The following is a 13,317-nucleotide window of genomic DNA, read 5'->3' on the forward strand; positions in this document are numbered from 1 at the left end:
AACTTTTATAGAAAAACGCCGTAAGGGACAAGCTCTTACAAAAACCGCTAGCGTTTTTTGTCAGTTTATACGGAAAAGTCTTTTTGCATTTTCAGTCGTGATTGATGCAATCTCTTCGAAGGTCATTCCTTTTAATTCAGCAATTTGCTCTGCCACATATTTCACATAGCTTGGCTCATTTCTTTTCCCGCGAAAAGGATGAGGTGTGAGAAATGGGCAGTCAGTTTCAATCAGCAAACGATCATTTGGTATTTCCTTCACAACTTCCTTCGGCTTCTTCGCATTTTTAAATGTCACCGGTCCCCCAAATGATAAATAAAAATTCATTTTCATGCATTCTCTTGCCACTTCCGCACTTCCTGTAAAGCAGTGCATGATTCCGCCCACGGCTTCTGCGCCTTCCTCTTTCAAAATCGTCACGACATCCTCCGTTGCATCACGGTTATGAATGATAATAGGCAGATTGACCTCTTTTGCTAAGGCGATTTGTTTTCTAAACACCTCTTTTTGAACATCTTCAGGAGATTTATCCCAATGATAATCCAGTCCCATTTCACCTATCGCTACCACTTTTTCATGAGCAGAGAGCTCTTTAATCCATGCTAAATCTTCTTCTGTCATGTCAATCGCGTCAACAGGGTGCCAGCCGATGGCTGCATAAATAAAATCATATTCCTCAATCATTTCCATCGCACGGGTAATGGTCGGTCGGTCAAAACCAACTACGACTATTCGTTCTACTTTTTCAGATTTTGCCCGCTCAATAACCTCTTCCAGATCAGTATCATATTGTTCTGCATTTAAATGTGCATGTGTGTCAAACAACATAAGTGAAAACTCCTTTCTTGTCGAAACACAAAAGGTGTTCGACGAATTGTTACACGTGAAACACCTTTTGTTTGTCATTATTTAATTCTTGTGCCTTTCGGTAACGACTGATCGATAGATACGACTTTTAATACGCCGTCTGCCTCCCCAGCAAGGATCATACCTTGAGAAAGCTCTCCTCTCAGCTTAACCGGTTTTAGATTTGTTACACATACGAGTTTTTTCCCAACGAGCTCTTCAGGCGTATAATGCTTCGCAATACCGGATACGACTTGGCGTTTTTCAAAACCAAGATCCAGCTGCAGCTTCAATAGTCGATCTGCTTTTTTCACCGGCTCTGCTTCGATAACCTCTGCCACGCGAAGTTCTACATCCATGAATTGATCAATCGCGATTTCAGGTAAGCGATCAACCTCTTGCGGCTCTTCTTCTTTTGTTTCTTCTTTAGCTGGCGCTGAGCCCTGCATTTTCCCTTTGATGTAAGCAATTTCTTCTTCTGCCTCTAAACGAGGGAACAAAGGCTCGCCTTTTTGTACTTTTGTATCTTTCAGCTGGCCGAAAGCTGTAATGCTGTCCCAAGCTTTTAAAGCTTCATCAGTAATGCCCAGCTGCTCGAACATTTTTTCCGGTGTCTTTGTTAAGAACGGCTGAAGCAACACAGCTGAAATACGCAATGATTCAGCCAGATGATACATAACTGATTGCAGTTCTTCTTCTTTTGCAGGATCCTTCGCAAGCACCCATGGAGCTGTCTCATCAATGTATTTATTTGTGCGGCTGATGAGCTGCCATAATGTTGAAAGAGCTACCGAGAACTCCATGTTTTCCATTGCTTTCTCGTAAGCCTTCACTGTTTCTTCAGCAACTGAAGTGAGCGTTTGATCAAATTCCGTTACTGCACCTTTGTAAGAACCGATTTGTCCGTCAAAATACTTATTGATCATTGCAACCGTACGATTCAATAGGTTTCCTAAATCATTCGCTAAATCATAGTTAATCCGCTCAACAAAACCTTCCGGCGTGAAGACACCGTCAGATCCAAACGGCACTTCGCGAAGCAGGTAATAACGAAGTTCGTCTAAACCGTAGCGTTCAATTAATGTAACGGGATCTACAACGTTCCCTTTTGATTTCGACATTTTTCCGTCTTTCATTAAAAGCCAGCCATGCGCGAATACTTGCTTCGGAAGCGGCAGATCAAGAGCCATCAGCATAATTGGCCAGTAAATGGTATGGAATCGCACAATCTCCTTACCGACTAAATGAACATCGGCAGGCCAATATTTTTGATAAAGCTCATCATTTTCTGTATCATAGCCGAGTGCTGTTAAATAGTTAAATAGTGCGTCGATCCAAACATATACAACGTGCTTTGGATTTTCCGGCACCTTCACGCCCCAGTCAAAAGTGGTACGCGATACAGCCAAATCCTCAAGTCCAGGCTTGATAAAGTTGTTAATCATTTCGTTTTTGCGTGATTCCGGCTGGATGAATGTCGGGTTTTCTTCATAATATTTCAGAAGACGATCCGCGTATTTCCCCATACGGAAGAAATATGATTCCTCTTTGATCAATTCAACTGGGTGTCCGCTGTCAGGGCTTTTTCCGCCGATGACCTCTCCCTTTTCATTCCGCTCGATATCAACCAGCTGAGTTTCCGTGTAGAACGTTTCATCTGGGATACTATACCAGCCTTCATATTCATCAAGATAGATGTCCCCATTATCAAGAAGCTTTTGAAACACCTTTTCAATCACAACTTTATGCCGTTTTTCAGTTGTACGGATAAAGTCGTCGTTTGAGATTTCAAGCTGTTTCCACAGTTTCTGAATATCTGCCGCTGCGCGATCCACATACTCCTGAGGTGTAATGTTTTCCTGCTCAGCTTTTTGCTGAATCTTTTGTCCATGCTCGTCCGTTCCCGTTAAATAGCGAACATCGAACCCTTTTAATCTTTTGTAGCGTGCCATTGCATCTCCCGCGACTGTCGTATATGCATGGCCGATATGTAATTTTCCGCTCGGATAATAAATCGGTGTTGTAATATAAAATGTATTGTTTTCTTGCGGCATCTTGAAACCTCCCAATCAGAATGTCAAAAAGCTCCCGCCCAAAGGACGAGAGCGGCGATAAGTGCAAATCATATATGATTATTATTTATATTTATCCTTTATCTATGATACCATCTTAGCCTTTAAGATCAAGAATATATACGTATGCCCTGAAAAAGAATAATTAAAATTAAAAATCTTTAATGAAAATAAAAAAAGTCTGTTTATGTCGAATTTTGTCGTATATAATCAAATGAAATAAAAAACCTTGGTTCGAAAGTCTTGATTTAAAAGGAGTTTTAGTAGGATAATAGCTTTATTAAAAATTTATAAAATGCTGTTATTCCGGTAGTTTTCAAGACATTACTGACTATAAGAACTAATTCTTACAATCAATAGTAAACAAAATGATTGACGATTATTGGAAACCTTGTTATGCTATGAAGGTAAGGATTTTGTCGAATAATGACGAAGAAAAATATAATTTAAACAAATAATTATCTCTTGGGAGGAGAATGTTTATGAAATCTACTGGTATTGTACGTAAAGTTGATGAATTAGGACGTGTAGTTATTCCTATCGAATTGCGTCGTACTCTTGGAATCGCAGAAAAAGATGCTCTTGAAATTTATGTTGATGATGAAAAAATCATCCTTAAAAAATATAAACCAAACATGACTTGCCAAGTAACTGGTGAAGTTTCTGATGATAACCTTAAACTTGCAGGCGGTAAATTGGTTCTTAGTAAAGAAGGCGCTGAGCAAATCATCAGCGAAATCCAAAACCAGCTTCAAAACCTTAAATAATCATTTCTTTTACAAAAAACGTTCTTGTTATGACACAAGAACGTTTTTTTATTGCTGAATATGGTAAGCATCGTACACTTCACGCTTTGGAACATTGCGATCGACTGCTGCTTTTTTAATAGCTTCTTTAGAAGTAGCGCCTTTCGAGATGTAATGCTCGACATGTTCTTTCGCGGTGAGGGTTTCCCACCATTGTGCTTCCTCATCTGATTCCTCTGCTTTACTTCCTTCTACGACAAGACAAAACTCACCACGTATCTGGTCTTCGTTTGCCCATTCGATGACTTCGGATATCGTGCCTCTGATAAACTCTTCATATTTCTTAGTGAGTTCACGCGTTACAGCAATTTCCCGATCTCCTAATATCTCTGCCATCGCTGACAAGGTTTCCTTCAATCGGTGAGGCGCTTCATAAAAGATAATTGTTTCTCTCCGTTTTTTAAGAGCTTCAAGTTCCTTCTTCTTTTCTTTTTTCTGCCTGTTAAGAAAACCGTAAAAGAAGAAAGGCTGTGGTACAATTCCTGAAGCGATTAGGGCTGTTAATGCAGCATTTGCTCCCGGTAGCGGAACGACATAACCGCCTAACTCCGTGAAATCCTTCACGATTTCCGCTCCAGGATCAGAAATCGTCGGCAGCCCGGCGTCACTGACAAGGGCAATGTTTTTTCCTGATTTCAGCCATTCAATGATTTTGTGGCCGCTGCTCTCCTTATTATGTTCGTGATAACTAACAAGCGGTGTTTCAATTTCGTATACATGACAAAGCTTTTTTGTTTGTCTCGTATCTTCCGCAGCAATCGCATCCACTGATTTCAGCGTGTCGATCGCCCGGAATGTCATATCCTCTAAATTTCCGATTGGGGTTGGGACCAAATATAGAATCCCCATGTCCGACTTTCCATTAAAGCTCATTTGGCGCCTTAACATATACAGCCTCCTTGCTGTTCCGCTTTTCTTCTATATAAAGCTCTTTTTTCTTTCGAGTCAGTTTTTTGAAATAATATTCCGCCTGCATGGCTTCCCGTTTCGTTGTGAAAGCTTCGGCAAAAATCAATTCAACCGGACGTCTTACTTTTGTATACTTTGCGCCCTTTCCATCATTATGTGTTTTTACTCGTTTCTGCAGATCGTTGGTATACCCGGCATACCAACTATTGTCCTTACATTTCACGACGTAGAAGAAATGGTTATTTGTCTCCATATAAAATGGTCCTGATTTCTTTTGTATATTCATTTTGTTCGTCATAAACGAACAAAGGGGGAAGAATTTTTAAATCCGGACGTCCGCCCTTTATGCCTTCAACCAAGATGGTATTGGCTTCTTTTCCTTGTTTCGGGTAGACAAATTGCACACGCTTCGGTTCGATTTGATAAGCCTTCATCAGTTCAAAAATCTCCAAAAGCCGTCCCGGCCGGTGAACAAGGGCTGTCTTTCCTCCTTGCTTGAGCAGCTTGCTGCTGACTGAAATGACATCCTCCAGTGTGCAGTGAATTTCATGTCTGGCGATTCTGAGATGCTCATTCATATTTTGCTCAGTTTGCTTCGGCGTTTTAAAATACGGCGGATTGCAGGTGACAACATCATATCGATTATGTCCCAGCTTTTCCGGCATGTTTTTCAGATCATCATGTATGATCTGAATCTGATCCTGCAGCTTATTATACTCCACACTGCGAACAGCCATATCATGAAGTCTTTCTTGAATTTCAACTCCAAGAATGTCTGCTTTTGATCTTGTGCTGAGCAGCAGCGGCACAATGCCATTGCCGGTGCACAAATCAACGATTTTTCCTTTTTGAATCGGAACGTACGCAAATTTGGACAGAAGCACAGCGTCCAATGAAAAAGCAAACACCGTTGGACTTTGTATGATTTTCATGTCCTCTGCGAGCAAATAATCTAATCTTTCATCATCACGTAATGAAACCATCTTCTTATCCTTTCAGTACCTTTGAAAAAGGCTCCCGTCTTATGCGGAAGCCTTTTCCTTATTTTTTATTTAAGAATGACAGACAGAAAAGACAATCTTCTTTTCGAACGCTTCCATAGTGGACATTGCAGATATGAAATCCTTCTTGATACAGACGTGCCAGATTATCATACCCTTCCCCTATATCAGTTTGCTCTGTCTTCTGTGTTTTTGATTCTTTTTTATCAGCTTTGAACTTTTCAATCTGCTGCGTCGTATCGTCCAGCCGTTTGCGCAAATGCTTGTTTTCAAGCTGTAAATGATGATTTTCTTCAATCATCTCACCGATATGCTGCTTCAAATCCCCCAGCTGCCGGTACAGTGAGCCAATTTGTTCTTCTAAGTTAATGACTGTATCAAATAACTCTTTTTTATCCAAGGTTCCACACCTCGTTAATCTGTGGTTTGTGCGGATACGACGCCCTCTTCCAAGAGCTCTTCCCAAGTATATTCTATCACTTTTTCACGGTTTATCAGTTCCACCTGAAGCACCCGTTCCAGAATATTTAGTCCAACGACCTTCGCTGGGCCGTTTGCTGTCGTAATCATTTCTCCAATATCCGGAAGCTGCTCTTTTGCCGTCTCATACTCATCGTTCTCATATTTTAGACAGCACATCAAACGTCCGCAAAGACCTGAAATCTTCGTAGGATTTAAAGACAAGTTCTGATCCTTGGCCATTTTAATGGAAACGGGTTCAAAATCTCCAAGAAACGTTGAACAGCAAAGCATTCTTCCGCAAGGACCGATTCCTCCGAGCATTTTCGCCTCATCCCTTACTCCAATTTGGCGCAGCTCAATTCTTGTTTTAAAGATAGAAGCCAAATCCTTTACAAGCTCTCTAAAGTCTACTCGGCCGTCAGCAGTGAAGTAAAAAATAACTTTATTGCGGTCAAACGTAAATTCGACATCGACCAGCTTCATATCCAAGCCATGTTCAGCCACTTTCTTTTGGCAGATATCAAATGCTGATAAAGCTTCCTGTTTATTTTCTTCTACGATGAGAAGATCGCGTTCGTCAGCCACACGTATCACTTTTCGAAGGGGCAGCACGACATCATGCTCATCCACCTGTTTATTCGCAATCACGACCTGGCCGTACTCAACGCCTCTGACAGTTTCTACAATTACGCAGCTGTCATGTTCTATATGAAATCCATTTGGATCAAAATAATATATTTTACCCGCTTTCTTAAAGCGGACTCCAATTACATTGTACAAGCTTATCCCTCCTGCAACATTAACACCAAGTGCTCCATTAATCCTTGTACATTCACATTGGAATGAAGCCGTTTCTTTGCTTCTAAAACAGCAAGAATTTGATTCGTAACGCTTTGTTGTGTTGATTGTAGCGCATGCTGTTTTATTGATTGGAATAAGTCTTGATAAATCAATTTATCTTCATTTCCTATTTGGATGGACAACACATCACGATATATCAATAAGAGCATATCAAGACCCATTTCTTGATGGGTTTTTTCTTTGAAAAAGGGCATCCATTGATCTTGAATAAAGAAAAAAGCATGTCCTTTCCGCTGGTGTAGGACTTCATACAATTTTATCACTTTCGCTCTAGACTCTGCAAACTCATCATTTCGACTTAATTCGACTGCTTCCGCTACATTGTTGGTCATGTTGGCCAGAAGCCTTGCCATATGAGGCGAAACATCCTGTTCGATTAATCTGTCTTCAATTGCTTTAGGCTGCAAAGGCTGAAAAGGAAGGGTTTGGCATCTTGAAATGATGGTATCCAATAACCTTTGGGGCTGCTCAGTGATGAGGATGGCCATTGTGTCTTTATTCGGTTCTTCTAAAAATTTCAGCAGGCTGTTCGCTGCATTTGCTGTCATTTGATCTGCGTGCGAAATAATATACAGCTTTTTATGCGATTCAAGCCCAGTCTTAGAAAACTCTTCTTGCAGCGCTTGAATTTGCGCCTTTTTGATCGACAAACCATCAGGCTGAACAAGATGGAGATCAGGGTGGTTCCCTGACTCTATCCGTTTACAGTTTCGGCAGCTCTCACAAGGCTCCGCGCCGTCCTCCAGGCAAAAAAAGCTTTTCGCAAGAAGCATCGCAGCATCAAGCTTTCCTGTTCCTTTTTTCCCCTCAAACAAATAAGCGTGTGATAATCTGTCCTTCTCAATACTATTATATAAAAGCTTCATCACTCTGGGCTGAAGCTCGGTCATTTCCTTCCAGGATATTGCCATTGTATCACTCTCTATGTGTAAAGGTTAATCAATAAACCTTTTATTTCGCCAATACGCTCCAGCAAATCAATTGCCGGTTTTTCCTGATCCATCATTTCTTCCGTAAGCTGTATCAATTTGTCATCTATTTCTTTCACAAGTCCCAGCGTTCTGCTGTTTCCGTACAGGTCAAAGCTTTTTGACGTTTCATGTGACAGACCGCTGTCTACAGCTTCTTTGACAAAACGTTTCACAAGTCCTTTAAATCTCGCTAAGTCTTTAAAATTCCGGGATTTCGTCAGTCTTTTTCCAAACGCTTCTATATCCGATAACAGCCTGGTGAGCTGATCAAATTTCAATTTGCTGCTTTGGTTTTCCATTGATGTTTTAAACGACGCTGTGATCTCAGATGTTTTCACAGAAGGAAGCTGCTTATTATCTATAAATGTACGTATATCTTTATTAATTTTCACAGTTTCAAATCCTTAAAATTGATGAAATTCATCGACTGGAAGGACAAATACTGTCGCTCCGCCAACTTCAACTTCGACTGGATAAGGGACATATGAATCAGCATTTCCACCCATTGGAGATACAGGGGCAATCATCTGATCACGTTTCTGTCCGTTTTCTTTAATGAGACTCAATGCTTTATCGACGCGTATATCCTCGACACCAATCATAAACGTTGTATTGCCTGATTTAAGAAATCCTCCCGTCGTCGCAAGCTTTGTGACTCTAAAGTTGTGATCCGTTAAGGTTTTCAAAAGTCTGTTGCTGTCCTGATCCTGTACAACTGCCACTATCAATTTCATCTGTGAAGGCCTCCTTTAGATTGGAAACAACAATGATCTCGTTTACATTATTATATCAACTATTGGGAAACAGGTCACAATTGAATTTTTTTCAACGCTTCATTGATAACCTTTAGAACGTCCTGAACGACGAGATCTTTGGATTGGCTGGCATCAATTGAGTGAAATCTTTTCGGGAATCGCTTCATCAGCTCTTGATAACCTTCCTGTACCTTTGTATGGAAGCTTAATTTTTCTAAATCGAGCCTGTTTTTCTCCCGCGAGCCGTTTGCGTGAATACGTTGCAGGCCTACTTCCGGATCAATTGAAAAATAAACCGTTACATGGGGCATCATATCTCCGATGGCAAACTGATTAATTGACAGAACCTCATCAATCCCAAGGCCTCTTGCGTATCCTTGGTATGCGAGTGAACTGTCTATGAATCTGTCACAAAGAACCACATGCCCCTGTTCCAATGCTGGTTTTACTTTTTCAACTAAATGCTGGCGTCTTGCAGCTGCATATAAGAGAGCTTCTGTTTTCGGGTCCATTAATGTGTTGTTCTCATTCAGAATAACCTCTCGAATTTGTTCTGCTATGTCTATGCCGCCCGGCTCTCGAGTTGCTGTAACCTGAAGGCCTTCTGCTGTCAGTATGTTTTTGATTTCCTGCAGAACAGTCGTTTTTCCCGCACCTTCAGGACCTTCGAATGTAATAAATAAACCGCTCATGATTTCTCCTCTTCTATATAAACAAGTAGTTGTTTCTCTTTGATTTTCATATTCCCTTGAACATGCGTTTTCATGCTGATCAAGCGGCTGAGCTTTTGCACACTTTCTTTCGTCATTCTTTCTCCCGCCATGATCATCGGGATACCTGGAGGATAAGGGATGATATCATCTGCATTCAGCCGGCCTGCTGCTTCATCAAAGTCCACATATTCTTTCTTGAACGTTTGTAAGACCTTTTTTTGATATGGCAAGACAGTAACAGGCTGCGCTCCCCATTCTGCAGAAACAAACATCTGATCCGGAGGCATTTTTTCAATCTCTTCATCAATGCTTTTAATCGTTTCAGCGTTTATTCTGCGCTTTCCTCCCAATGGAAGAACGAGCAGTACTTGATTTTCATCAGCAAGCTCAGTGAATATGTTGACACGCTCTAATATGTTTTGCAGCGTATATCCAGAATGGCCCCGTTTTGAACGAATCGTGAGCTTCAACGGATCCGTTATTATCCGTGGGTCGGCCGGTTTGACAGCTTCTGCATTTGTAAGTGAATCAAACGTTTGTTTAAGTGATTGTATTCGCTGCAGAATGTCAGCAAGCTTTTGTTCTTCTATAATATGCTCCACATAAGCACGGGCAATGTCTAATGAAGCCATGATCGGATAAGACGGGCTGCTGCTTTGTAATCGGGTTAAATACTCTGCCACCCGATCCCGATCAATTCTGCAGCTGCTGTTGAGGTGCAAATAAGAACCCATCGTCATGGCAGGCAGCGTTTTATGAGCCGACTGAACAACAATATCTGCCCCCATTTTTAAAGCTGAGACCGGAAAAGGCTCCCCTAAAACAAAATGTGCGCCATGCGCTTCATCCACCAAAACAGGAATCCCGTAACGATGGGCCTCTGAAATAATTTCGGTTAAATCAGCACTATGCCCGTAATATGTCGGATTGGTCAGCACCAAGCCTTTCGCATCTGGATATGCTGCCAAGGCTTCTTTTATTGTATCAAGCGGAACATGCGTAGGCACATGCAACGCTGCATCAATGTCAGGTGCAAGATAAACCGGCTCAGCACCAGCCAAATCAACAGCATGAAATACAGATTTATGACAGTTTCTTTGAACTAAAATTGTATCGCCCGGTTCACAAACAGATAAAATCATTGCTAAGTTCCCGACAGTCGTACCATTCACCAGAAAAAAACTTTCCGCCGATCCATATAATTGACTGACAAGCTCTTGAGCCTCCTTAATCACCCCAGTAGGATGATGGAGATCGTCCAATCCTGCCAGTTCAGTTACATCAATGGTGAGAAGCGGATTGAATATCGACTTAGCGTCATCAAAAAAGACATCTCCATTGTGATGTCCCGGAACATGAAATGAATGAGAATTTCTTCTCGCATGCTGAATCAGTGCTTTATATAAAGGTGTGTTCATTAAAACAATCCTTTGAATGTGTCTTCTTACACTTTATTATATCGTGCCTCTCACAGAACTTAAAGCTAGACTTACTGGTAACTATCTTTCCTTTATTGTAAGCAGCTTTTGCTTCAGATCGCCTTCCATCATCATGAGCTCTTCTTCTGCCTGACGGCGTTTGATTCGTCCTTCTTCTTGTATCGTCAGCGTTTCTTCAAGCGTGCTGATTAAGCTTTCCTGCACCTTTTTTAAAGTATCGATATCAACAAGGCCTCGTTCATTCGCCCGCACAGTTTCAATTGTATTGGTTTTCAACAGATCAGCGTTTTTCTGTAAAAGCTCGTTGGTTGTATCAGCTACTTTTTGCTGTGCATCTACTGCATTGCGCTGCCTTAAAAGCGTCAGCGCAATCGCTACTTGGTTTTTCCAAAGCGGAATCGCTGTCACAATGGATGACTGGATTTTTTCAGCTAACGCTTGGTTTGTATTCTGAATCAGCCTGATTTGCGGAGCGCTTTGGATTGTAATTTGCCTGCTCAGAAGCAAATCGTGCACCCTTTTATCTAACCGGTCAGCAAATTGAATCAAATCGTTTACTTCTTGAACGGCCATTTGGTTGTGCTCACTTGATTCGGCCTGTTGCTTCAGTTCAGGAATCGTTTTTGTTCTTAATTCCTCCAGCTTCAGTTCCCCTGCAGCAATATAAACATTCAGCGCGGTGAAATACTCTTTGTTTTTCTCATATAACTGCTCTAACAGCTTATTGTCACTGATTAAAGCATTTTTAGAATGCTCCAGCTTCAAGCTGATTCTGTCTATCTGTACACTTGTCTTTTGATATTTAGACAGCACCTCCTGAAGAGAATTCGATACTCTTCCAAACATGCGCGCCAAAAAACCCTTTTTCTTGGACTGAAGATCATCAGGATTTACCTGCTCCAGCTTTTTCATCAGCTCTCCAAGAATTTCGCCAATCTCTCCGACATCCTTCTTTTGAACATGATCAATCATGGTATGAGAAAAATTCAGCAGCTTAGACTGAGCTTGAGAGCCGTATAAAACAATGCTCTGCATGTTTTTATGATCGATCTGTCCAGCGAGCTGAATTGCCTTTTCCTTGTTTTCCTCAGGAAGAACATCAACAAGACGTACTTGCTGTTTCTCTGCTTTTACAGCCTCTGCCTTGGGTATCTCTATATCGCCAAAAGGGTCTGCCAATAATTCATCTATATGAAGGTCGCTTTGATCTCGGTTCATCGCTCTTACCCTCTTCCATTATTTCTTTAATGAATGCTTTGCTGCATCTAATTCAAATTGCAGGTCATCAATTTCATCACCCATTACTTGAGTTAAATCCTCCTCTACACGCTTTGTCAACTCAGCAAGTGTGATACGCGCCTCACTCAACGACATCGACAGTTCTTTGCTTTTTTTTGGATGAGATGATAGAAAGGCATACTTCTCTGTCAATTCAACAACCGAATCGAGAGTTTGATAAAAAAAGCGCTCGGCCTGATAAAACCGTTTTGGCTCTTTTTTGGTGAGAATATAAATCCTTCTGACAAGTCTCAGCATTTCTGCATTTTGTTTAAACGTTTGTATGCTCTTTGCCTGAAACAAAGCTTTCCGGAGGCGTATGATTTTCAGCCTTGCTTCCTCGAGATTTTTCTTAATGTAAGCATATTCTCTTCCTGTCAACGCATGCTTTTTAAGAAACAACCGTCTGGTGTTCCAAATGCCAGCTGTATATACGACCACTCCTGAAGCGAGCCCATAAACAAAAGATAAAAAAAGCGACTGATTTAAACCGAAAAAGCTCAATATCCCTATGAAAACAAAAGTCGCACTGCTTGTTAAACTCCATATCAAAAAGTGAAGAAATCTCTGCATGAGATAATCGACTCCTGTGTATATACTCAGTTTTAATATTATTATCTACTACGTTCAATCCCTAAACAAGTTTCATCTTCTTTTTATTAACTCATTCCTTATGAAAGAATACAAAAAAAGACCTTTTCAGGTCTAAGAATATAATGGCGGTGTATGAATGCTCTTTAGTTTTTTTACGTAAAAGGCATAGTCAGGATCGGAAGTTGATGTAGAAATTACTTTTCTCTCACAATCTAAGCATATAAATTTCGTATAAAGATGAATGCCTCTACTCTTCTCTTGATCACAAATCACACATGTATGATTAGGTTTAACTGTTTCGTCCATCGTCCCCACCTCCGTACAATTAGCCTTCCCTTAAACCGGATATTGTATACACTATTTAGATCTTTTCGAAACTTGGAATCAGTATATGGACTATATAAGCTGTCGGTGTTTGTATTTGTTTGATTTTATCGATCTTGAATACACAAAAAACCCAGCTCAATGAGCTGGGTTTTACCATGCTTGGCGGCGTCCTACTCTCACAGGGGGAAACCCCCGACTACCATCGGCGCTGAAGAGCTTAACTTCCGTGTTCGGTATGGGAACGGGTGTGACCTCTTCGCTATCGCCACCAAACAAATTGAGA

16 protein-coding genes and 1 rRNA gene are annotated in these 13,317 nt (G+C 41.0%); 1 reads left to right on the forward strand and 16 read right to left on the reverse strand.

The features are described from left to right. Window positions 1–60 precede the first annotated feature (60 nt). Together KHQ79_RS04885 and metG are read right to left on the reverse strand one after the other, a co-directional pair. Window positions 61–828 carry a TatD family hydrolase gene (locus tag KHQ79_RS04885; RefSeq protein WP_119913292.1) on the reverse strand — a complete coding sequence of 256 codons (768 nt, stop codon included), beginning with the start codon at window positions 826–828 and terminating at the stop codon, window positions 61–63. A gap of 77 nt (window positions 829–905) precedes the next feature. After that, the gene (gene metG, locus KHQ79_RS04890; protein ID WP_003242150.1) at window positions 906–2,900 is read right to left on the reverse strand and encodes a methionine--tRNA ligase; all 1,995 of its coding nucleotides are present in this window, start codon (window positions 2,898–2,900) and stop codon (window positions 906–908) included. 494 nt (window positions 2,901–3,394) lie between these two features. Between metG and abrB the strand changes: the two genes are divergently transcribed. Beyond that, window positions 3,395–3,685, forward strand: coding sequence for a transition state genes transcriptional regulator AbrB (abrB, locus tag KHQ79_RS04895; RefSeq protein ID WP_003226760.1), 291 nt, complete (start codon window positions 3,395–3,397; stop codon window positions 3,683–3,685). Between the two features lie 48 nt (window positions 3,686–3,733). Here the strand turns inward: abrB and rsmI are convergent, their stop codons facing one another. The 14 genes from rsmI to rrf all read right to left on the reverse strand — a co-directional run bounded on the left by rsmI (window position 3,734) and on the right by rrf (window position 13,307). Beyond that, complete coding sequence (gene rsmI / locus KHQ79_RS04900; RefSeq protein ID WP_225514287.1) at window positions 3,734–4,612, reverse strand: 16S rRNA (cytidine(1402)-2'-O)-methyltransferase; 879 nt, start codon at window positions 4,610–4,612, stop codon at window positions 3,734–3,736. Next, window positions 4,587–4,886, reverse strand: a complete 300-nt coding sequence (locus KHQ79_RS04905) for a GIY-YIG nuclease family protein (RefSeq protein ID WP_003242154.1) — start codon at window positions 4,884–4,886, stop codon at window positions 4,587–4,589. Before KHQ79_RS04905 ends, rsmI begins: the two co-directional genes overlap by 26 nt. Then, window positions 4,873–5,616 carry a tRNA1(Val) (adenine(37)-N6)-methyltransferase gene (locus tag KHQ79_RS04910; RefSeq protein ID WP_225514288.1) on the reverse strand — a complete coding sequence of 248 codons (744 nt, stop codon included), beginning with the start codon at window positions 5,614–5,616 and terminating at the stop codon, window positions 4,873–4,875. Before KHQ79_RS04910 ends, KHQ79_RS04905 begins: the two co-directional genes overlap by 14 nt. Before the next feature lie 58 nt (window positions 5,617–5,674). Beyond that, complete coding sequence (gene yabA, locus KHQ79_RS04915) at window positions 5,675–6,034, reverse strand: replication initiation-control protein YabA (protein ID WP_003218308.1); 360 nt, start codon at window positions 6,032–6,034, stop codon at window positions 5,675–5,677. Window positions 6,035–6,048: 14 nt separating this feature from the next. Then, the gene (ricT, locus tag KHQ79_RS04920; protein WP_003242158.1) at window positions 6,049–6,876 is read right to left on the reverse strand and encodes a competence/sporulation regulator complex protein RicT; all 828 of its coding nucleotides are present in this window, start codon (window positions 6,874–6,876) and stop codon (window positions 6,049–6,051) included. 2 nt (window positions 6,877–6,878) lie between these two features. Continuing rightward, a complete protein-coding gene (gene holB, locus KHQ79_RS04925) occupies window positions 6,879–7,868 on the reverse strand; it encodes a DNA polymerase III subunit delta' (protein ID WP_084993281.1) in 990 nt (329 codons plus the stop codon). 11 nt (window positions 7,869–7,879) lie between these two features. Next, a complete protein-coding gene (locus tag KHQ79_RS04930; protein ID WP_003242162.1) occupies window positions 7,880–8,320 on the reverse strand; it encodes a YaaR family protein in 441 nt (146 codons plus the stop codon). A 12-nt stretch (window positions 8,321–8,332) separates the two neighbouring features. Beyond that, window positions 8,333–8,662: a cyclic di-AMP receptor DarA gene (gene darA / locus KHQ79_RS04935; RefSeq protein ID WP_003218295.1), complete on the reverse strand. Its 330-nt coding sequence runs from the start codon at window positions 8,660–8,662 to the stop codon at window positions 8,333–8,335. A 74-nt stretch (window positions 8,663–8,736) separates the two neighbouring features. Next, window positions 8,737–9,375, reverse strand: a complete 639-nt coding sequence (gene tmk, locus KHQ79_RS04940) for a dTMP kinase (RefSeq protein WP_003242164.1) — start codon at window positions 9,373–9,375, stop codon at window positions 8,737–8,739. Further along, window positions 9,372–10,814 carry an aminotransferase class I/II-fold pyridoxal phosphate-dependent enzyme gene (locus KHQ79_RS04945; protein WP_225514289.1) on the reverse strand — a complete coding sequence of 481 codons (1,443 nt, stop codon included), beginning with the start codon at window positions 10,812–10,814 and terminating at the stop codon, window positions 9,372–9,374. Before KHQ79_RS04945 ends, tmk begins: the two co-directional genes overlap by 4 nt. 81 nt (window positions 10,815–10,895) lie before the next feature. Continuing rightward, window positions 10,896–12,053 carry a toxic anion resistance protein gene (locus KHQ79_RS04950; RefSeq protein ID WP_225514290.1) on the reverse strand — a complete coding sequence of 386 codons (1,158 nt, stop codon included), beginning with the start codon at window positions 12,051–12,053 and terminating at the stop codon, window positions 10,896–10,898. 18 nt (window positions 12,054–12,071) lie between these two features. Beyond that, a complete protein-coding gene (locus KHQ79_RS04955; RefSeq protein WP_060397754.1) occupies window positions 12,072–12,686 on the reverse strand; it encodes a 5-bromo-4-chloroindolyl phosphate hydrolysis family protein in 615 nt (204 codons plus the stop codon). Between the two features lie 132 nt (window positions 12,687–12,818). Next, window positions 12,819–13,013, reverse strand: coding sequence for an anti-sigma-G factor (csfB, locus tag KHQ79_RS04960; RefSeq protein ID WP_032732378.1), 195 nt, complete (start codon window positions 13,011–13,013; stop codon window positions 12,819–12,821). 178 nt (window positions 13,014–13,191) lie between these two features. Continuing rightward, window positions 13,192–13,307, reverse strand: a 5S ribosomal RNA gene (rrf, locus tag KHQ79_RS04965). Window positions 13,308–13,317: the final 10 nt, after the last annotated feature.

Origin of the sequence: Bacillus sp. TSO22 (assembly GCF_020223595.1) — a bacterium.
GTDB classification, from domain to species: Bacteria; Bacillota; Bacilli; order Bacillales; family Bacillaceae; genus Bacillus; species Bacillus inaquosorum.